This window comes from Clostridium cylindrosporum DSM 605 (assembly GCF_001047375.1).
Classification (GTDB): domain Bacteria; phylum Bacillota; class Clostridia; order Clostridiales; family Caloramatoraceae; genus Clostridium_AB; species Clostridium_AB cylindrosporum.
Genome location: NZ_LFVU01000028.1, coordinates 281,607 through 305,422, shown reverse-complemented (window position 1 = coordinate 305,422; position 23,816 = coordinate 281,607). Strand labels below are relative to the sequence as shown.

At 31.2% G+C, this 23,816-nt stretch carries 20 protein-coding genes; 17 read left to right on the top strand and 3 right to left on the bottom strand.

From position 1 onward, the window contains the following. Positions 1–73: 73 nt before the first annotated feature. Both aspD and CLCY_RS12280 read left to right on the top strand, forming a co-directional pair. Entirely contained in the window at positions 74–1,714 is a 1,641-nt protein-coding gene (gene aspD, locus CLCY_RS12285; RefSeq protein ID WP_048571439.1) for an aspartate 4-decarboxylase, read from the top strand. Between the two features lie 521 nt (positions 1,715–2,235). Further along, on the top strand, positions 2,236–4,284 hold the full coding sequence (locus CLCY_RS12280; protein ID WP_048571438.1) for a methyl-accepting chemotaxis protein: 2,049 nt from the start codon (positions 2,236–2,238) through the stop codon (positions 4,282–4,284). A gap of 154 nt (positions 4,285–4,438) precedes the next feature. Here CLCY_RS12280 and CLCY_RS12275 read toward each other — a convergent pair whose 3' ends face one another. Further along, a complete protein-coding gene (locus tag CLCY_RS12275; RefSeq protein ID WP_048571437.1) occupies positions 4,439–5,356 on the bottom strand; it encodes an AEC family transporter in 918 nt (305 codons plus the stop codon). Between the two features lie 343 nt (positions 5,357–5,699). Here CLCY_RS12275 and CLCY_RS12270 point away from each other — a divergent pair, with 343 nt between their 5' ends. The 3 genes from CLCY_RS12270 (at position 5,700) to CLCY_RS12260 (ending at position 8,898) form a co-directional block, all read left to right on the top strand. After that, on the top strand, positions 5,700–7,175 hold the full coding sequence (locus CLCY_RS12270; protein ID WP_152668170.1) for a protein adenylyltransferase SelO: 1,476 nt from the start codon (positions 5,700–5,702) through the stop codon (positions 7,173–7,175). A 231-nt stretch (positions 7,176–7,406) separates the two neighbouring features. Next, on the top strand, positions 7,407–7,601 hold the full coding sequence (locus CLCY_RS12265) for a YwbE family protein (RefSeq protein ID WP_048571435.1): 195 nt from the start codon (positions 7,407–7,409) through the stop codon (positions 7,599–7,601). A gap of 226 nt (positions 7,602–7,827) precedes the next feature. After that, on the top strand, positions 7,828–8,898 hold the full coding sequence (locus CLCY_RS12260) for a rhodanese-like domain-containing protein (protein ID WP_053083326.1): 1,071 nt from the start codon (positions 7,828–7,830) through the stop codon (positions 8,896–8,898). Between the two features lie 98 nt (positions 8,899–8,996). Here the strand turns inward: CLCY_RS12260 and CLCY_RS12255 are convergent, their stop codons facing one another. Beyond that, positions 8,997–9,758, bottom strand: a complete 762-nt coding sequence (locus CLCY_RS12255; RefSeq protein WP_048571434.1) for a 3'-5' exonuclease — start codon at positions 9,756–9,758, stop codon at positions 8,997–8,999. A 153-nt stretch (positions 9,759–9,911) separates the two neighbouring features. On the opposite strand from CLCY_RS12255, the gene CLCY_RS12250 reads away from it, so the two are divergent. From CLCY_RS12250 to CLCY_RS12215, 8 genes are all read left to right on the top strand, one after another. Continuing rightward, on the top strand, positions 9,912–10,226 hold the full coding sequence (locus CLCY_RS12250; RefSeq protein ID WP_048571433.1) for a hypothetical protein: 315 nt from the start codon (positions 9,912–9,914) through the stop codon (positions 10,224–10,226). A gap of 124 nt (positions 10,227–10,350) precedes the next feature. Continuing rightward, complete coding sequence (locus tag CLCY_RS12245) at positions 10,351–11,712, top strand: amino acid permease (protein ID WP_048571432.1); 1,362 nt, start codon at positions 10,351–10,353, stop codon at positions 11,710–11,712. A 77-nt stretch (positions 11,713–11,789) separates the two neighbouring features. Next, positions 11,790–13,703 carry an anaerobic carbon-monoxide dehydrogenase catalytic subunit gene (cooS, locus tag CLCY_RS12240; protein ID WP_048571431.1) on the top strand — a complete coding sequence of 638 codons (1,914 nt, stop codon included), beginning with the start codon at positions 11,790–11,792 and terminating at the stop codon, positions 13,701–13,703. A gap of 230 nt (positions 13,704–13,933) precedes the next feature. Next, entirely contained in the window at positions 13,934–14,911 is a 978-nt protein-coding gene (locus tag CLCY_RS12235) for an NADH:flavin oxidoreductase (protein WP_048571430.1), read from the top strand. A 39-nt stretch (positions 14,912–14,950) separates the two neighbouring features. Beyond that, positions 14,951–15,334, top strand: coding sequence for a PH domain-containing protein (locus CLCY_RS12230; protein ID WP_048571429.1), 384 nt, complete (start codon positions 14,951–14,953; stop codon positions 15,332–15,334). 215 nt (positions 15,335–15,549) lie between these two features. Further along, positions 15,550–16,314, top strand: a complete 765-nt coding sequence (locus tag CLCY_RS12225) for a glucose 1-dehydrogenase (RefSeq protein WP_048571428.1) — start codon at positions 15,550–15,552, stop codon at positions 16,312–16,314. 173 nt (positions 16,315–16,487) lie between these two features. Further along, the gene (locus CLCY_RS12220) at positions 16,488–16,910 is read left to right on the top strand and encodes a MarR family winged helix-turn-helix transcriptional regulator (protein WP_048571427.1); all 423 of its coding nucleotides are present in this window, start codon (positions 16,488–16,490) and stop codon (positions 16,908–16,910) included. Between the two features lie 10 nt (positions 16,911–16,920). Beyond that, positions 16,921–18,903: an MFS transporter gene (locus CLCY_RS12215; protein WP_048571426.1), complete on the top strand. Its 1,983-nt coding sequence runs from the start codon at positions 16,921–16,923 to the stop codon at positions 18,901–18,903. A 76-nt stretch (positions 18,904–18,979) separates the two neighbouring features. Here CLCY_RS12215 and CLCY_RS12210 read toward each other — a convergent pair whose 3' ends face one another. After that, on the bottom strand, positions 18,980–19,903 hold the full coding sequence (locus CLCY_RS12210; protein ID WP_048571425.1) for a DUF2935 domain-containing protein: 924 nt from the start codon (positions 19,901–19,903) through the stop codon (positions 18,980–18,982). Positions 19,904–20,170: 267 nt separating this feature from the next. On the opposite strand from CLCY_RS12210, the gene CLCY_RS12205 reads away from it, so the two are divergent. The 4 genes from CLCY_RS12205 to CLCY_RS12190 all read left to right on the top strand — a co-directional run bounded on the left by CLCY_RS12205 (position 20,171) and on the right by CLCY_RS12190 (position 23,801). Continuing rightward, a complete protein-coding gene (locus tag CLCY_RS12205) occupies positions 20,171–21,112 on the top strand; it encodes a CobW family GTP-binding protein (RefSeq protein WP_048571424.1) in 942 nt (313 codons plus the stop codon). Next, complete coding sequence (locus CLCY_RS12200; RefSeq protein WP_048571423.1) at positions 21,100–21,969, top strand: methylcobamide--CoM methyltransferase; 870 nt, start codon at positions 21,100–21,102, stop codon at positions 21,967–21,969. The genes CLCY_RS12205 and CLCY_RS12200 overlap by 13 nt, the downstream gene beginning before the upstream one ends. A 70-nt stretch (positions 21,970–22,039) precedes the next feature. After that, positions 22,040–23,110: a uroporphyrinogen decarboxylase family protein gene (locus tag CLCY_RS12195; RefSeq protein ID WP_048571422.1), complete on the top strand. Its 1,071-nt coding sequence runs from the start codon at positions 22,040–22,042 to the stop codon at positions 23,108–23,110. A gap of 34 nt (positions 23,111–23,144) precedes the next feature. Next, a complete protein-coding gene (locus CLCY_RS12190) occupies positions 23,145–23,801 on the top strand; it encodes a corrinoid protein (protein WP_048571421.1) in 657 nt (218 codons plus the stop codon). The last annotated feature ends 15 nt before the right edge of the window (positions 23,802–23,816 follow it).

The following is a 23,816-nucleotide window of genomic DNA, read 5'->3' as shown; positions in this document are numbered from 1 at the left end:
TTTTTGAGAATATGTACATGAAAAACTGGTAAATATAAACTAATACTATTCTTAATTATAATTGGAGGTTTTTATGGCTAATTATACTGCTAAACGTAAAGAACTGGAGGAATTATACAATAAAATTAGTCCCTTTGAACTTAAAAATAAAATTATAGCTATTGCGGAATCAAATAAAAACGATAGTGCTAAGTTTCTTTTAAATGCAGGAAGAGGGAATCCTAACTGGATAGCGGACACTCCACGTGATGCCTTTTTTACCTTTGGTCATTTTGCAACTGAGGAATGTCGTAGGGTCTGGAATGAAAATGACCTTGCTGGTATGCCGAGTAAGGATGGGATAGCAAAGCGTTTATATGAGTATATAACTAATCATCCTAATGCACCTGGCATAGACTTACTTAAGAAAATTATCGACTATGGAATAAACGTTGAAGGATTTAACCCTGATGAATGGGTATATGAAATTGCTGATGGAATTATAGGTGATAACTACCCTCTACCTGATAGAATGCTTATACATACTGAGAAAATAGTTAATAGATACATACTTCAAGAAATGTACGGAAATAAAAATCTAAATGAAAAGCTTAATATATTTGCCGTTGAGGGTGCAACAGCTGCCATGTGCTATATATTTGACTCATTAGTTGCTAATAGCCTTATATTAAAGGGTGAAAAAATAGCTATAATGTCACCTATTTTTACTCCATATCTTGAAATTCCTCTTCTATCTAGATATGATTTTGAAATTATTGAGATAAAGGCAACTGAGACTACAAAAGACGGAACTCATACATGGCAATATCCATCATCTGAAATTGAAAAACTTAAGGATCCTTCTATTAAGGCATTATTTATAGTTAATCCTAGCAACCCTCCATCTGTTGCAATAAGGGAGAGCTCTATTCAGGAAATAGTTAATATAGTTGAAAACCACAATCCTAATCTAATAATTATATCAGATGATGTTTATTGTACATTTGTTGATAACTTTAAATCTATTTTATCCTATTTACCACATAACACTATAGGGGTTTACTCGTTTTCAAAGTATTTTGGAGTAACTGGCTGGCGTCTTGGTGTAATATCCCTTAAGGAAGATAATGTCATAGATAAAACTCTAAAGTCTCTTCCTCAAAATTTTAAGGACGAAATTATAGAGAGATATGAATCTATTACAACTAATATAGATGAACTTAAGTTTATAGATAGGCTAGTTGCTGATAGTAGACAGGTAGCACTTAATCATACAGCTGGACTTTCTACTCCACAGCAGGTTCAAATGGCATTTTTCTGTGGATTCTCACTAGTTGATAAGGAAAATAACTACAAAAATCTTACTAAGGAAATTTGCCGTAGGCGCCAAAGACTTTTATTTGAAAATCTTGGACTAGAACTTAGAAAAGATCCTCTTGATGCTTCGTACTATACAGAATTTGATCTTTTAGAGTGGGCTAATCATTACTATGGAAGTGAATTTACTAAGTACCTTCAAGCAAACTATACGCCTGTAGATGTGCTTTATAGATTAGCCGAGGAATCATCTATAATTTTATTAAGCGGTGGAGGTTTTCATGGCCCTGAATGGTCAATTAGAATATCACTTGCTAACCTTAATGACGAGGACTATATAAAGATAAGTAAAGAACTTCATAGAATACTTCAAGATTATATAAATTCATGGAAATCCTATAAGGATGGAAAAAAATAAATAGCCATATTAAAAGTCTAGTATAAATGAAGTTTAAAATTTACTCTATAGAATAGACAGTTTAAAAGAAGTCTACCTATAGGGTATTTTTATTTGTAATTAAAGAAAGTAAGATTGGGGATTTTATTATGAGTGATAAGTTATTTTCAGAAGAAGAACAGGAAATTTTATCAAAAAATTCGTCTCTAATTCTTTTATTCTCTTTTCCATAATATCTATCTGAAAATCTACGTTTAAAGTCTTATTACCGTTACCACTAAAATCTGCTTAGCAATTACTTATATACTCATAAATACAACGACTAAGAATAGCCCCAATAATGACTAGTTCTTTCGTGATAATTACTAGATGTAAAGAAAACGTTGGTATAAAAAAATTGTCATTTTAACCGATATAGAATATATTGATATTTTTGTAGTATTATGTAGTGATATGTAAAGATATAGGAGGTAGGTAGTCGAAACAATGAATTAACTAAATCTAAGTATTCAAATTAATATTTATTGTGAAAGGATGTTTTCATGTTTAAAACAATTAAAAGTAAATTGATCGTAGCATTTTTTACTACGATATTTTTAGCAATTTCAGTTTTAACTGCATTTGTTAGTTTTACAACTCAAAAAAGAATCAAGGATGACTTCGTAACCTATACTAAGGAAGAAGTTATTCAGGTTGATAATACAATCAATATGTTTTTTACAGGGGTAGAGGAGAATTGTAAGTTACTCTCTACTAATCCTTATGTGAAAAAATCCGACTCTACTATAACATCTTATGCAGATAAAACAGGGGAGGGTGGTAAAATAAAGATGACACCGGCTCTTAATAAGGGGATAGAGCCAGTAATTTATAATGTTTATACAAATTTTGCAGAATCACACCCTAGTATATCTGATATATATATGGGAACAAAGGATGGTGGCTATATTCAATACGCTCCAGGAACTGTAAATGAGCACTATGATCCTAGAGCTAGACAATGGTATAAAAAAGCCATGGAGAATCAAGGAAGTGTTATAAAAACTAATGCATATCTTAGTGTAACTGGAGGTGGAACTCCAAGTATAAGTATAGCTTCAACTATATCAAATGATTTAAATCAAGTAGTTGGTGTTCAAGCTATGGATGTTAGCTTAAAGGGACTTACGGACATTGTAAAAAATATAAAAGTAGGAGAAACAGGGTACATAATATTAACTGAAGCTGATGGAACAATACTTTCAGATCCTCGTAATCCGAAAAATAATTTTAAAAATCTAAAGGATTTAAATATAAAGGAATTTGCTAATGCAAAAGATGGAGTTTTTGAATTTCAAGATGAAGAGGAAACTTATATTGCTCAAGTATATTCATCTGAGAAGCTAGGGTGGAGATTTTTTACTATAATTGAAAAGTCAGAACTAGCTAGTAAGGTAACTAAAATGAATATAACTAGCATACTTCTAGGTACTATTATATTGGCAATAGCTATTATTATAGCTTTAATTATAGCTAAACGTATTTCAGGTCCAATTTCTAATTTAAAGGAATTAATGTCAAGGATTGAAAATGGAGATTTTACTGTTATAGCTGATATAAATGGAAAAGATGAGATTGCTGAGCTTTCAAGCAGCTTTAATAAAATGGTTGAAAATGTTAAGGAATTATTATTAAAATCTAAAAATGCAGTAATTAGTGTTCTAGAATCCTCAGATGAAATTTCAGAAATCACAGAACAAATGAGTGTAACATCAGATGAAATGGTTACTTTAATAAATCAGGTGGCAATGGATGCATCAGAACAGTCATTACAATCAAATGATGTTTCTCAAGAAATTATTGAATTTACAAATGAAATTGAGCAAGTTTTAGGATATTCAAGCGTTATGGAAGATGAAACTAATAATGCAAAGAATTTTAGCATAAAGGGCTTAAATGTTGTAGACCTTTTAGATAAAGCTACTGAGGAAAGCAATAAGTCTACTATGTATGTAGCAAGTGTAGTATCAGTGTTAAGTAAAAAGTCAGATTATATCGGAAACATAATTGACACTATAAAAGGTATTTCTAATCAAACAAGCCTTCTTGCATTAAATGCATCTATTGAGGCAGCAAGAGCAGGAGATGCTGGTAGAGGATTTGCAGTTGTAGCAGATGAGGTTGGAAAGCTTGCAGATCAATCTAAGAATTCTACAGATGAAATATCAGACATTATTAGTGAGATTCAGAAAGAAATTAAGGAGTCTGTAGAGGCAATTAATAAGTCAAACAAGTTAGTTGAGAATAATGTAAAGGCAGTTGAAGATACTAAAGAGATTTTTAACAACATTGCAAATACTATAAATAATATTAATAATGAGGTTCAAAGAATAAACCTAGTTGTTGAAAAAATGACTGGTGCTAAGCAGCAAATAGCCGGTGTAGTAACGAAGATTACTATTGCCGCACAGCAAACAGCAGTATCATCAGAGGAGGTCTCAGCTACATCTGAGGAACAAAACTCTGCCATACATGTAATTTCTGATTCTATAAAGAATCTAAAAACCTTATCGAATGATTTAAATGGAGTAATAGAACAGTTTAAAATATAGTAATTTTTTATTAAAGTACAGCTAAATATATTGGAATTATAAATTAAGAGCTATCTAAAGAAATTTCTTTAGATAGCTCTTTTATATTATAGAAGTTTTAGTTTGGTCAAATCTAAATCTATGTTAAATAAGCTGAGAATTAGAGTATAAGACGTTATTTTAATAGTAGAACCATTAATGGTAGTGTAATAGCCGAAAATATTGTACTCACTATTGTTATTTTAGTAGCACAACTTACATCTCCATTATATATTTGTGCAAAAGTAACTGTATTTGCCGCAGCGGGCATAGCGGATACTATAAGAGGAATTCCAAGATATATTCCTTTAAATTTAAATAAAGTTAAAATAAAATAAACTACAAGTGGTACTAAAACTAATCTAAAAAAGGATGCATAGTAATAAACACCTTCTTTAAATGCAGACTTGAGGCTTGTACCACATAGGCTAACGCCAACAATTATCATAGAAAGAGGAATTGTTATATTTCCTATTAATTTTATTGTTTCTGAAATAACATATGGTAATTTAATAGAAAATACAAATAAAGTCATGCCTATACTCACCGATATAATACCTGGATTGATAAAAACTTTTCTTAAAAGACCTTTACCTTTTACATTTCCAGATTGAAATATTAAGATTCCTATCGTCCATACAAATATATTAAATCCTACATTGTAAATAGCTGCATAGAATATTCCTTCACTTCCATATATACTTCCTGCCACAGGATATCCTATAAATCCGCAGTTAGAGAATATAGTAATAAACCTTAAAACCTTTCTTACACCTTCTTCTTGCTTTTTATATAAAATTAAACTAACAATTGAGAGAGTTCCATGAACAAAAATTGATATTATGAGTATAGTAACCGCTGTTTTTAGCATATTCTTTGAAAAGTCAAAATTAAATGCAGATATAATTAGAAAAGGAAGTGTGATATTTAGTAGGATTTTTGATAGTGTAACATTAGCTTCCTGTGATATTATTTTATTTTTCCCAGCTATAAATCCTACAATTATAATTAAGAATAAGATTATTATTTGATTGATAATGTTCATGTATTCCATAAATATTCCTCCTTATAAATTATATATTTAATTGTAGATACAAAAAAGGAGTGTTGCTAATAATTAGCTACACTCCTTACTATAATAAATAATTAATTTATTATTCCCCCAGTGATAGTTAATTCAATTATACCATTAATATACAATTTTGTAAATGTGGTAAGTTTGCTATAAAGTTCTTCTTTAATATGATAGGGTATATAAAATTTTCAGTGGCAGATACTAATAAGGCTATAATTATATTTATATACAAAATAACAATAAATAATATAGAACAGATAAGTTTTTCATGTAAAAGAGATTGAATATAAAATTAATAAGAAAGGAAGATAATATGGAAACAATTATAGATAGTAATGTGATAATAGAACCAAGATGGAATTTAGATAATAGTTATACTACTTTACCAGAAGCATTTTATCAAAGTCAAAAGCCAACTCCTGTGGCTTTACCTGAACTAGTAATTCTTAATGAATCCCTAGCAGAATCATTGGGACTAGAGGTTGATGAATTAAAAAGTGAAGAAGGTATAGAGATACTTGCTGGTAACAAGCTTCCAGAGGGGTCTATACCTATATCTCAAGCCTATGCAGGTCATCAGTTTGGATACTTTACAATGCTCGGAGATGGTAGAGCAGTACTTCTTGGGGAACAAATAAAGCCTCAAGGTGGAAGATATGATATCCAGCTAAAGGGTTCAGGTAGAACTCCATATTCACGTGGAGGAGATGGTAGAGCAGCACTTGGTCCTATGCTACGTGAATATATTATAAGTGAAGCTATGAATGCTCTTCGTATTCCTACTACTCGTACTTTAGCAGTTGTTAAAACCGGAGAGGATATAGTACGTGATACTAGGCAACCAGGTGCAGTCATGACTCGTGTAGCTATTAGTCATATACGTGTAGGTACATTTGAATATGCTGCACAGTGGGGAAGTTTTGAAGATTTAAGAGAACTTGCTGAATATTCATTGGAAAGACATTTTCCTGACGTTGAAAGTGATGGAAACCCATACCTACATCTACTTCAAGAAGTAATCAAAAATCAAGCTGACCTTATTGCTAAGTGGCAATTAGTAGGATTTGTTCATGGGGTTATGAATACTGACAATATGACTATAAGCGGAGAAACCATCGATTATGGTCCTTGTGCTTTTATGGATACCTATGATCCAGAAACTGTATTTAGTTCTATTGATACTCATGGAAGATATGCCTATGGTAATCAGCCATATATTGCAGCATGGAATCTAGCAAGACTTGCTAGTGCTTTAACTCCACTTCTTCACAATAATCAGGACCAGGCTGTAAAATTAGCAGAAGAAGCTATCTCAAACTTCAATGATTTATATAAATCTAATTGGCTTAGAGGAATGCTTGCAAAGCTTGGATTGTTCCATAAAGAGGAAGAGGATGAAACTCTTATTCAAGAGCTACTAGATATAATGCATAAGCATCATGCAGATTATACTAATACTTTCCGTTCATTAACTATTGAAAGACCAGAGGATACAGTTCTATTTGGTACTGAAGAATTTACTAAATGGTATGAAAAGTGGCAGAATAGACTTGATAAGCAGGAAGAACCAAGAGATTTAGCATATCAGCTTATGAGAAACTCAAACCCTTCAGTAATCCCACGTAATCATAGAGTGGAAGAAGCACTAGAAGCAGCAGTTAAAGATGGAGATTATAGTGTAATGAAGCGTCTTCTTGATGTTCTTGCAAATCCTTTTGCATATTCTGAGAAGCAAGATGAATATACAAGGATACCTGAGGCATCAAGTTGTAGATACAGAACCTATTGTGGTACTTAATTTAAAGTAAGTTAAGTATTAAGTATTAAGTATTAGCTAAAAGTTAGCCCCTAAATATTATCAATATCATTTTTCATGGGAGTCCTATACAAATACAGATGACATATGGTAAAGTACTAGAGTATAGGAAGCATTATAAGAAATTTTATTCAATATATGAGTTGTATATATTTTAAATTAAGCACATGTTAAAATGTTTGTCTTATATAAAGACAAAGTTAAGGAGATATTATGGGCGGAACTGTAAGAGAAGATGTTAAAATAGGAAAAAGAGTAAAGGTTGTACAGAAACAGGATCAGAGAACAGGTAAGTTAACAGAAGGAATTGTAGCAAAGCTACTAACTAAGTCTCCCAACCATCCTCGAGGGATTAAAGTTATGTTAGAGGGTGGAATTGTTGGAAGAGTTCAGGAGATATTAGATTAAATAGTATTAGGGTTATTAGAAGAGCTTAAAATAATTGAGAAAAAGCCAGCTAAGATTAGGAGACTAATCTTAGCTGTTTTTTATTTTTGGGGGTATAAATAACTATTAGTTAGTGTTAATTGTAATAATTAATAGTTATTATTGTAAATTTTTAGTTGAAATTTTTTTACAAATCATATACTATAAATACCATAAGAATAGTAGGGTATGAAAGGGGATGGAAAAAATGAAAAAGGTATCATTAGTTTTATTAGGTTTTATTTTAATTTTTTCGGTAATATTATCTGGTTGTTCTAAAAAAGTAGCAGTAGTTGATAGTAAACAAGGTGAAAAAATTGCTCAGTCTTCAAAGGCAGATGCATTTATTACACCTAAACAATTAAAATCTATAAAGGATAAAGGTGATAAGGAACTTATACTTATAGGAGTACTAGACCCTAAGAAGTCATTAATACCTGGAAATATTTCAGCTAGTCCTATAGAAGGAACTTTTACTGTTTGGAGATCAGATTACACAGGTAAGGGTTCAAAGGAAGCTATATCACCTGAAGTATCTGGTTATAGAAAGTCAAAGGAAGAAATTGAAAATCTATTATCTAAAGCAGGTGCTACTGAAAAATCAAAAATTGTTATATATTCAGCAGATAAACACCATGATGCTGCAAGACTATACTGGCAAATTAAAACATTAGGTCATAGTGATGTAAGATTTTTAGATGGTGGATTAAATGCTTGGGTTGGAGCAGGATACCCAACAGGTAAAGGAAGGAAACTTGCTGATGAATCTAAGAAGACAGAGTATAAAGCACCTAGTTACAATATAGATAATTTTGATGCAAATATTAACAAAGTAACTGAAGCTCTAAATAATCCAAATGAGTGGGTAGTTATTGACACAAGATCAAAGGATGAATTTGATGGTAAAACTACACCTTCATCTAAGGGAGCTTTTGGAACAGGAAGAATCAGGGGAACAATTAATATTGATTGGTCAAAGGCTGTTAATAAGGAAGATACTACAATAAAGTCTATGGATGAACTAAAAGCAATCTATGGAGATAAGATTAAGGGTAAAAAGGTTATAGCATTTTGCCAGTCAGGTGTAAGATCAGCATTTACTTATATGATACTTACAAATGTCCTTGGGGCTAAGGATGTATATAATTATGATGGTTCTTGGATAGAGTGGTCTTATGTAGCATCAGAAGCAAGTAAAGGGAAAGTTGATAAAAATTTAAGAGACAAAGTTATAAATCTTACAGAGGTATGGACAGATAACAAGTCAGAAATAAAATAATCTATTAATAAAATATAACGAACTACAAATTTTAAGGATTAGTATATAGAATATTTTCTATAAGAAATCATATTTGTAGTTCGTTACTTTTATTTATATTAATTTTCATTAGAAGACTTTTTTATAAACTGATGTGTTCTACCCATTTTATAAGCTAATTTAATTATCTCTTGTTCTTCCTGTGTCATTTCCCTATCATACATTTTACTAAATTGTCCCATAAGACCATCATAATCTATATCTACTTTTTGTTTTCTAGGTTTAATTCTTACATAGGATGGATTGTATTGCTTTGGCTCGATAGATGAAGTATATATTTTTTTAAATATTTCCGAAGTATAGTAAGCATCGTAAAATGCGTTATGAAACTCATATACTTTAGGGATATTAAGGGTATCTACTGCATTTTGAAGCCCAATTAAGTTTTTACTTGAAAAGCCTAAATGCTTTGAAACATAGGATTGAATATTAATAAACATTTTAGGCAAAAGGTTTCTGTCAAGTTTATGATAATCTGCATTTCTGAATATTTCTTTTATATCTGAAGGCCCCCAAATACAAAATATTGACTCTTTATCATCAATAAAATCAATAAAATCTCTATAAACATTAGGAAATGATTTTTCAACTAGGAGTTGCTTAGTTGTAATACCAGTTAATTCTGTTATAAAGGGGCTTATTTTTGAATAAATAGTTGGCTTTATATATCTATTAAAAGTAGAAACTGTTCTTAAATTTGAATCTAACTTTATTGCACCAATTTGAATAATTTCAAAGGGATACTTTTGACCATGTACTGCTATTTGTGGTGTAGAAGAAAAATCTTGATTAAACTCTAAATCAAAAATAATATAATGCATATAAGAGCTCCTTTAATGGTAATTGAATTTATTGTTCACTAATTTATTAATATTATTCTATTTTAATAGTGTAGTGTGTCTAATATATAATTATACTTGAATAAAATAAAGATATCACTAATATGATATATAAATAAATAAAATGGTGATATTATGGTTATAGATTTAAAACTTCCTAAAATAATATTAAAGGATAAGATAGATGAATTTATTTTTAACTATAAAATACAAGAATCCTTTATTACTAAAAATCAATTAGTAGGAGCTGCTACACTTGCTCTAACCTTTAGCAATAGCAAAGAGGTTTTTGCTATGCAATCAGGAAGCTATGTTAATGAATTGATATATCAAGATCTTTATGTAGTATTGTTTTCTATTTTAGAAATACTTAGGCAGTACAGCTATGTAGATTTAAAAGCTATGGACTTTTACTTTAAGTATCTATTTTTCAAGAAAAATAAAAGATAAATAATAACATATATAAAAAAGCATCTCAATTGAGATGCTTTTTTATATATTTATACCTAATATATGTTTTATATATCTTAAAAGTGGAATAATAACTCTAGGCTTTGGATAAGGAGGGATATATTTGAATAAAAGAGATTCTATAAATAGTATAAATGAAGATGAGAAAGGTGGGCTAAATGCTTATAGCTTGGCTGGAATAGGAATTGGAGGAATAATCGGAGCAGGTCTTTTTCTAGGTTCAAGTATGGCTATAAGGCAAGCAGGACCTTCTGTTATACTTGCCTTTTTATTTGGTGGTTTAATAATGTCACAAGTACTAGGAGCTATGACAAGTATAAGCATAAACAGACCTGTGCAAGGTTCTTTTAGGGTATATACAGAAGAGCTTTTAGGGAAATTTTCAGGATTTGTCTTAGGGTGGATTGTATTTGTATCAGGTATTTTATCATTAGGCTCTGAAGCGATAGCCATAGGAGTATTCTTAAAATATTTTATGCCTAGTATAGCGCCTTCAGTATTTGCTATAGTTGCACTTATTATAGTAATCGGAATAAATAGACTTGGAACCAAGTATTTTGGCTATATAGAGTCTATAATGGCTGTTATAAAAATTGCTATAATAGCTATTTTTATTTTTCTAGGTGTTTTTGTAATCATAAAAAGTGGTTTTTTAGTTAGGCAAAATCCATTTAGTAACTTTCACAGCTTTTTTGCTAATAATATATCAGGTTTTCTTCAATCAATGTTAATAGTAGTGTTTACCTATAATGGTATAAGTGCAATTGCTATGGCAACATCTGAGGTAAGAAAACCAGCTACAGAAATACCTAGGGCAACAATAATTGTAACCTTGGGAATTATAATACTATATGTTATTTCCATGCTAGTTATTGTCTCAACTATTGAAATTGAATCATTTAATACTAACATATCACCATTTATTCAAAGTTTGAATAAAATGGGTTATGGATGGGCATCAACATTAATAAATGGAGTTATAGTTGTAGCTATATTCTCTGTAATGATAGGAACTTATTATGGATGTGTTCAGATTCTTGTGTCATTAGCAGGAGCAGGGGAAGCGCCAAGATTTATAGGAAAATCTACTTTAAAGGGATTTTATAAGTATTCATGGCTAGCAACAGGTTCAATTGCAGTCATAGTTGTATTACTAGGATTTGCTATTGGAACTAAGCTTTTTAATTATTTAGTATCTTCATCATCTTATTTTACTTTTCTTAATTGGAGTATTAATTTAGTAACTTATATTATATGGTTAAAGAACAGGAAAGAGTATGAGATGCATAACTCCCCTTTAATTAAAGGACGTACTGGAGCAATTATAACAATTGTAGTTATAATTATTCTAACTGTTATAAGTTTAGGGGTAAGGGATTTTAGAGTTGGCTTTTATGTAGCTCTTATTATCACTGTCATTATTTCTGTTTTTTATAGGTTTATAAATGTAAAAAGAATGTTTTAGGATATAATCTAAAGATATTTGGACATAATAAAAGGTAGGAATATATAAAATCTATTTTCTTAATTTGGAGGTTTATTATGTCTGAAGAAATCAAAGAAAGACTAGAAGGTCGAGTAAGTTATCATGATTCTGTAGAAGAAATGCTTAAAAGAATAAGAACAGATGGACTTTCAAGTGTATTTTCAAGGTGGGAACAACAGGAGAAGATACGTTGTAAGTTTTGTCTACAAGGGTTAAGTTGTCAGCTATGTACACATGGTCCTTGTAGAATTAATGAAAAAACTGGTGTTGAAAAAGGTGTTTGTGGTATAGGCCCAGATGCTATGGCAATGAGAAATCTTTTAATGAGAAATATTATGGGTGCAGCTACATATGGTCATCATGCATACGAAGCTTTTAGAACATTAAAGGCTACTGGTGAAGGTAAAACTTCTTTCAAAATTACTGATGTTAATAAGTTAAAATGGATGTGTGAAAAAGTTGGAATTGATACAAATCAAGATATTAACCAACTTGCAATTAAGCTAGCAGATTTTCTTGACTCAGAAATGAAGATAAATCCTGACCGTGAAAGTGTTATGGTAGAGGCTTTTGCTCCTAAGAAAAGAAAGCCTGTATGGAAAGAACTACATATTTATCCTTCAGGAGTAGAACATGAGGTTCAAAATAGTATTGCAAGCTGCTTAACTAATGTAGACGGAAGCTACGTATCTTTAGCTAGAAAAGCCCTTAGACTAGGCTTATCTACTATTTATACTGCACAAATTGGACTAGAAATGGTTCAAGATATTTTATTTGGAACACCAATGCCTCATGAAGTTGATGTAGACATGGGAATTATGGACCCAGACTATGTAAATATAGCATTTAATGGTCATCAGCCATGGGTTGCAGTAGCAACACTTCAAAAAGCTAGAACAGAAGAATATCAAGAAAAGGCTAGAAAAGCTGGTGCAAAGGGTCTTAGAATAGTAGGTTCAATCGAAACAGGACAGGAACTACTTCAAAGATTCGATGTAGATGATGTTTTTGTTGGACTTATGGGGAACTGGATAGCTCTTGAGCCATTCCTTGCAACAGGTACTGTAGATGCTCTTGTTATGGATGAAAACTGTTCTCCTCCAGCTATTGATCAATACGCTGAAAAGTATCAAGTATCACTTATTAGTGCAAGTACTATTATAGGAGTACCAGGTACTGGGCATGAGATGCCATATTATCCAGCAAAGGCTGATGAAATGGCAGATAGCTGTATTGATATTGCAATTGAAAACTTTAAGAAGAGACATGGAAAAATAGAACCTATGGTTCCAAAGAGTGTAAAGAAAGCAATTGCAGGGTTCTCTACAGAAGCAGTTTTAGGTGCTATTGGAAATGACCTTAATGTACTTGTAGATGTAATTGCAAAGAATCAAATTAAGGGAATTGTTGCTCTAGCAAACTGTGCGACTTTAAGAAATGGTCCACATGACTGGAACACTGTAAATCTTACTAAGGAACTAATTAAGAAGAATATACTAGTGGTTGCTGGAGGTTGTGGTAATCATGGTTTAGAAGTTGCTGGACTATGTAATATGGATGCAGTTGAGGAAGCGGGAGAGGGGCTAAAGTCAGTATGTAAAGCTTTAGGAATTCCTCCAGTGCTAAGCTTTGGTACTTGTACTGATACAGGAAGAATGTCTATGCTTGTAACTGCTTTAGCAGATCATCTAGATGTGGATATACCAGATCTTCCTATAGCTGTTACTGCTCCAGAATGGATGGAACAAAAAGCTACAATAGATGGTATATTTGCAGTAGCCTATGGAGCATATACACATCTTTCTCCAGTACCATTTATTACAGGAGCACCTGACCTTGTAAAACTTGTTACAGAGGATGTTGAAGGTCTAACTGGTGGAAAGGTAGCACTAGGAGACGATCCTGTTCAAGTTGCTAATGATATAGAAGCTCATATTATTAAGAAAAGAAAAGGTATGGGACTTGAATAAAAGCACACTTTAGGTATGATACTTTTCCTAATAATTATATAAAAATATCATAAAAAGTTAATAGTTTTATTTTTTAATAAGCTGATAATTTAACCCTATTTAAGACCACAGGTGTAAAGTCATTATACTACCTGTGGTTTTTAAATTTATCATAAAAATTGTATAATAATATTACTAATTTAATTATTTGCATACAATTTAAGTATATAAAATTTAAGGAGGAGATATAAATGTCGCATTTACTTAAACCCTTAGAAATTAAAAACCTAAAGTTAAAAAATAGATTAGTTATGCCACCTTTAGCTACTGAAAAGTCAAAGGAATATGGAAGAATTAGTAAAGAACTTTTAGATTATTATGATGAAAAGTCTGAAGGAGGACATATATCATTAATTATTGTTGAACATGCCTTTGTTTCCGAGGAAGGTAGGGCAAGTAAAGGACAAATGTCCATAGCAGATGATAGTATTATTGACGATTTGAAAAAGCTTGCTAATATTATACATAGCAATGGTTCTAAGGCAGTTATGCAAATTAATCATGCTGGGATCAAGGCAAACAAAGAGAATACAGGACTAGATCCAGTTGGACCATCATTATTAGAAGGTGAAAATAAAGAGCTTAGTATAGAAGGAATTAAAGATATAGTTGAAAAATTTAAGGTAGCTGCACTGCGAGCAAAAAAAGCTGGCTTTGATGGAGTGGAGATTCACGCAGCGCATGGATATCTTTTAAGCCAATTCTTTTCACCTATAACAAATAAAAGAAATGATGAGTATGGAGGAGCGGTTTTAAGTAGAATAAAGATTCATCTAGAAGTTATCAAAGCAGTTATAGATGCTGTAGGTAAAGACTACCCTGTTCTCATTCGTTTTGGAGCATCAGATTATATGGATGGTGGAAGTACAATTGAAGATGGGAAGGTTGCTGCAAAGGAGTTTCAAAAAGCAGGAGTTGATATACTAGATATATCTGGTGGACTTTGTGGTGCTGTAGTACAAGGTCTTGATGGACAAGGATATTTTGCACCTCTTTCTGAGGCAATTAAAGATGTTGTATCTATTCCAGTTATACTAACAGGTGGAATTACTGATGCAAGTGTTGCTGAGAAATTACTTAAAGAGGAAAAAGCAGATTTAATTGGTGTAGGTAGAGCAATACTTAGAGACTCAACCTGGGCTAAAAAGGCTATTGAAAGTCTTAAATAATATGATTATATGAGAAAGTAAAAAGAATTAGGGGAAGCTATGAGTACTATAAATCCAAACAAGGTATTTAATTTTTATCAAGAAGTTTCTATTCCAGATAGTATAAGACCATTTATATCAAATAATGAGACTGTTCAATTTGGTGTAAAAACAGTTAGAGATGTAGCTGTTTTTACTGATAAGCGTATATTAGTTGTTGATAAGCAAGGTTTAACTGGAAAAAAAGTTGAGTATTATTCTATACCATTTAAAAGTATTGTTACATATGCTGTTGAGACAGCAGGTACATTTGATTTAGATTCAGAAATTAAATTAATGCTATCAGGTGGAATTAGTATAGAACTTAAATTCTTTAAAGACAAGAATATGAATGCACTTCTTTTAAAAGTATATGAAGTAATAAATAATTTTGTTGTAGGATAGAAAAAAAGGCATCTTTAGAAGGTGCCTTTTTTCATTGTAATGAAGAGTTTTAAAATCATCATAGAAAAAATCTTTTGCAGTGTCACAAAATAATATATAATTATATAAAATAAAGAAAAATCAGAATATTTGTTAAAGTGGTAATTGTTAATAAAATTCATAAAATGACTTAATACAAGTTTTTATAATTCAATTTACTTTTGGGAGGTAATTATATGAGATTAAAAGGAAAAACAGCAATTGTAACAGGTGCAAGTTCAGGTATGGGAAGGGATATTGCCTATTATTTCGCAAAAGAAGGAGCTAATGTACTTGCAGTAGCCCGTCGTAGTGAAAAATTAAATGAACTTGTAAAGGAGACAAAAAGCTTTGAGGGTAAAACTGTAGCTTACTCTGCGGATATTACAAATAAAGAAAAAGTAGAAGGAATGATTGATGAGTCTATAAAGTTATTTGGTAAACTTGATATTTTAGTTAATAATGCAGGAATTATGGATAATATGAGTGGTGTTGCTGAAATAAATGATGAAATGTGGGATAAGGTTATGAGTCTAAATGTTAAGTCCCCATTTTTAGCAATGAGAAAAGCAGTTAACTACTTTAAAGAAGTTGGTGGTGGCGTAATAATTAACGTATCATCAATCGGTGGTTTATATGGATGTAGAGCAGGTGCTGTGTATACAGCAAGTAAACATGCAGTAGTCGGACTAACTAAAAACCCAGCTTTCATGTATGAAAAGGGTAATATAAGATGTAATGCAATATGCCCTGGAGGTATAGAAACTGAAGTTGGATTTGGAGAATTTATGAAGAATATTAATAAAGAGGGTGCAGCACGATGTATGACAGGAATAGCTACTAATCCTCGAATGGGTAAAGGTTCTGAAATTGCTACAGTTGCTGTATTTTTGGCAAGTGATGATTCTTCATTTATAAATGGGCAATGTATAGCTGTTGATGGTGGATGGACAGCATACTAATTAAAGAATAGTTTATATTTACATTAAGGACTAGGATTATTTTGATAATTTCTAGTCCTTAAGTTATTTTAAAATTATTTTAGGTTTCCATGTATTGACAAATTGCTTTCCGCATTTGTATAATAGTTGTAATTACAACTGTTGTATATTCAACTATTGAGGAGATGAATTAAATGCTAATGAATAAGCTTTCAATTATAGTTAGGCAGTACCATGTTTTTTCTATTAGAGAATTACAGGAATTTGACATAGGGCATGCTGAACAAGCAATACTTATGTTTTTAAGAGGCAGTGAAAATGTAAATCAAGAAGCAATTGCAAGCTATTTTACTCTCGATAAAGGTGCAGTTGCAAAAACATTAAGTAAGCTTGAAAAAAAGGAGTATATAAAAAGGGTTACTAACCTTGAAAACCAAAGAGAAAAATTAATTTCATTAGATAGTAAAGGAAGAGAAATTATTGATTATATGATGAAAATGAATGAGGAGTGGATTAACTCTGTCTTTAAGGGGTTAAGCCAATCTGATATTGAACATCTAGAAAAAAATGCATCAATAATAGCAGCGAATGCAATAAAGGTAGTAAATAAAGAATAGAGGTGTGAACATGGAAAAGGAGAATAAAAAAGTCAATTTTGTATTAGTTATGATAGTTTATCTAGCAGGTATATTCATGGGTGCAATTGATACAGGAATTATAACACCTGCAAGAACAGTAATCCAGAACAATTTAATGGTAGATGAAAAAACAGGAATATGGATGATAACAATTTATACCCTTGCCTATGCTGCGAGTATTCCTATTATGGGAAAGCTTGCTGATAAGTATGGGAGAAAGTATGTTTATCTTGTAAGTATTTTCTTGTTTGGATTAGGTTCTTTATTCTGTGGTTTGGCTCAGGACTTTTCAAGCTTTACAGTTCTAATTATTGCAAGAGCAGTTCAAGCAATTGGAGGTGGAGGAATTGTTCCTATTGCAACTGCTGAATTCGGGACAACATTTCCAAAGGAAAAGCGTGGAATGGCACTTGGACTTGTAGGTGGAGTTTATGGAATTGCTAATATTTTTGGTGCATCTGCAGGAAGTGCAATACTAGATATATTCGGAAAAGATAACTGGCAATTTATTTTTTATATCAATATACCTATAACCCTGTTCATACTTATTGCTGGGTTTTATACTTTACAGAACACAAAGGAAGTTAATGTTAAGAAAATTGATATTTTAGGAATATCTATTTTAACAATAATGGTTCTTTCACTATTATACGGACTTAAGAATATAGACTTCTTTAATTTTAAAGGTACGTTAGTTAGCAGTTCTGTATATCCATACTTACTAGTTTTCATTGTTTTACTTCCTATTTTCATATTTATAGAGAAAAAAGCAGAGGATCCAGTTATGAATCTGACTTTCTTTACAAATTCAAGAATTATAATTACTCTTGTTTTAGCATTTATAACAGGTGTTGTATTAATGGGGATGATTTTTGTTCCTCAGTTCTCCGAAAATGCATTGAAAATAGCCTCAGGTAGTGGAGGGTACTTTGTAATTATACTTGGTTTATTTGCTGGAGTTGGCGCTCCTGTTTCAGGAAAGTTAATTGATAGGTTTGGAGCAAGAGTAGTTATAGGATTTGGATTTATAGTATCCATTATTGGTTCACTATACCTTATATTGGTGGCAGCAAATACTCCAAGTAGTCTAAATGTGGTTGTAAGTTTAATTCTAATTGGTATAGGAATGGGATTTACAATAGGTGCTCCATTAAACTATATGATGCTAGAAAATACAAAGTTAGAGGAGTCTAACTCAGCCCTTGCAACACTTTCTCTAATTCGCTCAATAGGAACAGCTATTGCTCCGGCTATAATGGTAGGTTTTATTGCCCATGCAGGTGCAAATGTTCAAACAAGTGTTATGGAATCTCTTCCAAGGGAAATTGAACTACCTGCTCTTCCATATGCTAAAGAACTTACAAATGAAATAAATAAGTTAAAGGCTAATCCAGTAATGAGAGAAAAACTTAAAAATATTAATTTTCCTGATTTTACTTCAATGAATAAGATTGAAATTAATATAAGTGGTAGTGGTGACTATAAAATATCTAAGGATTTATTGGAATTTATGAAAACCTCAGATGTAACCACAATTACAAAAAACACTAAGATTCTTGCAAGTAGTATCTTTAATGAAATGACACCAAAAATAGTATCAAATATTCAAGGTAGGATACAAAGTGGAATAGACGCTATGAAATATAGTGTTAAGGATATGTATAAAGAAGTACCTAATATTCCAAAAGGATATGATAAAACAGGGCAAGAAAATAACTATGTGAATTTAGTTGGAAACCCAATAAACGATACAATTAATAAGATGAATAAGCTTAAAGAAGGGGTTCCAGGTGCATTTGAAACTGCAAAAAAGAATTATTTAGCTAAAATTGATAATCGTAAAGATACTGTAGAAAATAAGTTTCAAATGGTTATTAACAATGGATTTAAGCAAGTATATACGATAGTTGTTATTTCTTCATTTGCTGCATTGATTATTTTAATCTTTTATAAAAAGAAAGCTGTAGAATAATAAAAGTAAAAAATAGCTATATGATTATAATGTATAAATCATATAGCTATTTTAGTTATTTATTTTAAAATATATTTTATACCTCAGTATAGGATTTTAAAAGGTTTAGATAATGATTTGCCTCCCTAAGAACATGATCACCTAATAGAGGAAGAATTATTGATTTAATCTTACAGTTTAAAAGACCTTCAGTTCCCTGAGCCTTAAAATCTCTGAGTTTAGTTGTAGATTTTAAAGTATGCTCAGTAAGAGTAGAAATATCAAATGAAGACTTGTTAATATCGGAGGCTTCTTTTCTTAGAACCTCAAACTCTTTACCAAAATTATTAGCTATATCAAATAACTCTACTTCAGTAGGGTCTAAGAATCCTCTAATAAAGAAGGAATGTTCTGACATGATTCTATTCCAGAATGTTTCCTGTTCAATTATATCTTTTCTTATATCAATTTCATCACCATTTTGTAATCTTGTTAATAACTTGGCAAAAAATATTGCTTCTCTAAGTATATGATCTATTAATAGAGGATAAGCTGTAGTGAAGGTATTGCAGCATAATACATTATTTTTAAGTTTAATCTTAAACTCTGCAATCATTTTAGTTGCTGCTATTGAATGATGATTTAACTTATAAACTTGATCTGTAAGGGTACATATGTTTTTATTGCTATTATTAGATGACAATGAAAGTTCTCTAGAAGTTATACTTGAGTCTATAGAAACCCCACTTACAAATTGTGTGGCCTTCTCTGCTTCTAATGTATACTTAGTTACGATTTCATTTCCTTGTAATACCCTTGAAGGGATAACTCCATCGGATAAGTTTATGGCACTAGAAAGTAGTTTTGTAAATTCATTTTTAAAGGCATCAGCTTGTGCAATTAAGTTTTTATCTTTACATACAAATGCTGCTTCCAAGAATATGGAGTGTTCCTTCATTATTCTTAGAAAAAATAAATTTAGTTCTAAAGATTGAATAATAAACTTTTGTTTAGTTATCATTTCATACTCCTAAATACATTAATCATATCTCTAATAATATATTATAATTTCTCATATTTTGATACTTTTACAAGTAAGTGGGGTTTTGGTAGTTTATTTTGATGTATTTATAAGTGATTAAAATGTCACCTAATCCCTAAATTTATAAGTTATAGGAAAAAACTATACTTAAAATTTTTGTAATATGAAATTTCGATTAGACTGATATTGCTCTAAGTGATACTATTAACCTGAATTTTCAACAAAACCTTACAAAGGAGATTAACAGTGAGTATTAATATAAATATAATTTCTGGGTTTCTAGGAGCTGGAAAAACTACATTTCTAAAAAAAATAATCCCAAACTTAGGAGGAAAAATCGCACTTATAGAAAACGAGTTTGGAAGTATGGGGATTGATGGAGATCTTATTGATAACAAGCTTCCTATTAAAGAAATCTACGCTGGATGTATTTGTTGTAGTTTAGTAAAAGACTTTAAAAAGGCTATAGAAGAACTTTCTATAGAATACAAACCGGATTATATATTAATAGAACCATCTGGTGTTGGGAATCTATCAGATATTATAAAGGTTTGCAAGAAAATAAGTGAAAACTCAAATTTTAATATAAAAATAAATCGATTAATAACTATTGTAGATATAAGTTCATTTGAAGATTATATAGAAGGCTTTGGTGAATTTTATCTAGATCAAATTAAAAATGCTCATATCATTTTCTTAAGTCATTTTGACAAAATAGATGACATCAAGGTTCAAGAAGTAATTTCCAAAATAAAACTATATAATAAGTCAGCATTTATTATGAATGAAGATTGGCATTCATATTCTGGAGAAAAAATAGTTGATATATTAAGCTCAATTGATATTGAAGAAGTTGAATCTAATGAAGAGACAACCTCAATTCCAGCTAATAAAGTTTTTAGTACTTTATCAGTTTCAAAGCCTAGAGTTTTTAGAGTTGAAGAGATTGACAGTGTCTTAGCTTCACTAGGTAGCAAGGAGTATGGGTTTATTTTCAGAGCTAAGGGTATCTTGAAGCTTGATACCAATAGGGTTATTAGCTTTGATTTTACTCCACATCATTTTGATTGGAGATACTTAGACGAAGATAAGGAAACAAAAGTAGCTATTATTGGTAGTGAATTAAATAGTGAGAAAATATTAGAATGTTTTAATAAAAGTACAGGGGGGATACAATGGCTAAAATAATTGACTTTAAGTGTACCTATGATAATTCCGTTGGAATTAGTAAAGAAGTAACACAAAAAACTGATTTGAAATTTCCAGAAGCTTATACTAAGTTTGATAGCATGGCAATCCTTTCAAGGGAATTAAAGAAAGAGGACAATGCAAACTTTTGTCAGCTGCCATTTTGTCATACTGTTGAAGGAGAGGCTTTAGGTGGAATTGTTAATCTTGGAGATGAGAACATAGGGCCAAGGGCTAAGGATTATATATGTACATCCTCACAGGAGATACTTAATTTACCTGAAATTGATTTTTCAAAGGGACGTATATCAGAAGTTCTAAAGGCTTGTAAAAGCCTAAGGGAAGAGGGAGAAAATGTAGTTTTATATATTTCGGGTCCATTTACAATAATGAATGTTCTAATTGACCCACGTCACATTTTTAAGACATTTAGAAAAGACCCTGAAATGATGCAAAGAATATTTGATAAGTTTCAAAATGAAATATTAAGGTTCGTTTTGGAAGCTAAAAAAGTAGGAGTTAATATGATTAGCTATGGAGACTCCTCAGGAGGACTTAATATACTAGGTCCAAAGTTTTCGGAGCAGGTAGTAGAAATGTTTACTTATCCTCTACTAAAAGAAATAGAAGAAATAATTGATGATGAAACTATAGTTTTGCTTTGTCCTAAAACTTCATTGGCACTACTTGGAACAGAGAAGGCCAAATGGGAGGATATTGATCTTAAAGAAGTTATTAAATATCCTGATGCCTGTGTAAAAGTAATTGGTAGGGCAAAGTTTGCTGGGCAAATGTGTATAAAAAATAAAGAATTTGAATTAAAGAATGGAATAATTAAAACAATTAAATTGTTTTAATTATTCATATAAAGCTAACATATCAACAAGATACTTAAGTAAAGGTAGTTAAAATTAAGGGGGAAATTATATGCACAAGGATGATAAAATGACGCCAAATGAACGTCTGATGGCATTTATGACAGGAAAGCCTATGGATAGACTTCTAGCTATGCCTGTTGTTTGCTCAATGTCTGGACTAGCATTAGGTATGACACATAAGGAAAAAAGAAGTACCGCTTTAAATGAAGCAAAAGCTCAAATTGCTTGTTATGAAAGATTTGGGAATGATTTAACAATTGTGGAATATGGTCTACATGGTGTAGGAGCTGCTCTAGGTAGTGTGATGAGTGATCCAGAGGATGCGGTTCCAGCAATTATAAAATATGCAATAGATGATCTAAATGATGTTGACAAACTAGATATGTCAAAATTAAAGCTAGAAAATGATGAAGCATTTCAGCTTCATATTGATGCAGCAAAAATTATAATAGAAAAAATAGGGAATGAGGTTCCAACTGGAGTCCTAATTTCTGGTCCTTTTACAGCAGCAGCTAGTATATATAAGGTAGAAAATCTTTTAAGAGCAACTAGAAAAAACCCTGAAAAACTACATGAATTAATTAAGTTTTGTACTGAAGGATTAAAAATGATTTATAGAGAGTTTATTAAGGCGGGTTGTATTATACTATTATGCGATCCAATTGCATCAGGAACAATTCTTCATAGAAAACAATATTTAGATTTTGTTTTACCATATACAATTGACTTAATGAAGGATATTCATGATGCAAACGGAACAGTTTGTTATCACATTTGTGGGGACACAACTTCAATCGTAGGAGATATGGTAAAGTCAGGCTGCGACATGATAAGTGTTGATAATAGAGTAGATTTAGCATATACAAAGGAAGTAATAGGAGATAAGGTTCCTATTCTTGGTAACGTAGATCCTGTAGAAGTTATGTATTTAGGAAATACTGATGATGTAGATTCAGCAGTAAAGACTTGTTTACAAAAGGCATATGACAGTCCAACAGGATATATTCTTGCATCAGGATGTGATCTTTCAGGGGATATTCCTTTAGAAAATATTGACCAATTTATGGCCTCAGCTAGAAAGTATGGAAAATGGCCACTAGACCCTAAAAACTTTTCATAAAATAAGAAATCTATATAAAATGGAGGGAAAGACAATGTCAGTATCAAAGGAAGAATTATTAAAAAGACTATCAGATGGCGTAGTTGAAATGGAAGAAGAAGATGTAATTGAAGCAAGCAATGAATATGTAGAGGCTGGATATCCTATATTCGAAGGTATAATGCAAGGACTTGTAGATGGTATGAACCGTGCAAGTCAGTTATATGACGATGAGGAGTATTTTGTAACAGATATATTACTATGTTCAGATGCAATGTATGAAGGATTATCAATTTTAAGACCTCATCTTCCAGAAAATGAAGTATTAGAAGAAAAGCCAAAGGGTGTAATCGGAGTTGTAGAGGGAGATACCCATGATATAGGTAAGAATCTAGTTAAGATAATGCTTGAAACAGCTGGATTTGATATGATTGACTTAGGTAGAGATGTTCCACTGCAAAGTTTCGTTGATAAGGCTAGGGAAGTTAATGCAGCATTCGTATGTTTATCAACACTTATGACAACAACAATGGGTGGAATGGGAACTGTAATAGAACTTTTAAAAGAAGCCGGAATAAGAGATGAGGTTAAAGTTGTTATAGGTGGAGGACCAATCTCTAAAAAATTCTCTGATCAAATTGGTGCAGATGGATACTCTGCAAATGCAGTTGAGGCAGTTAAATTAGTAAAAAGATTACTTGAAATAGCATAGAAAGAGGTGAAGGCT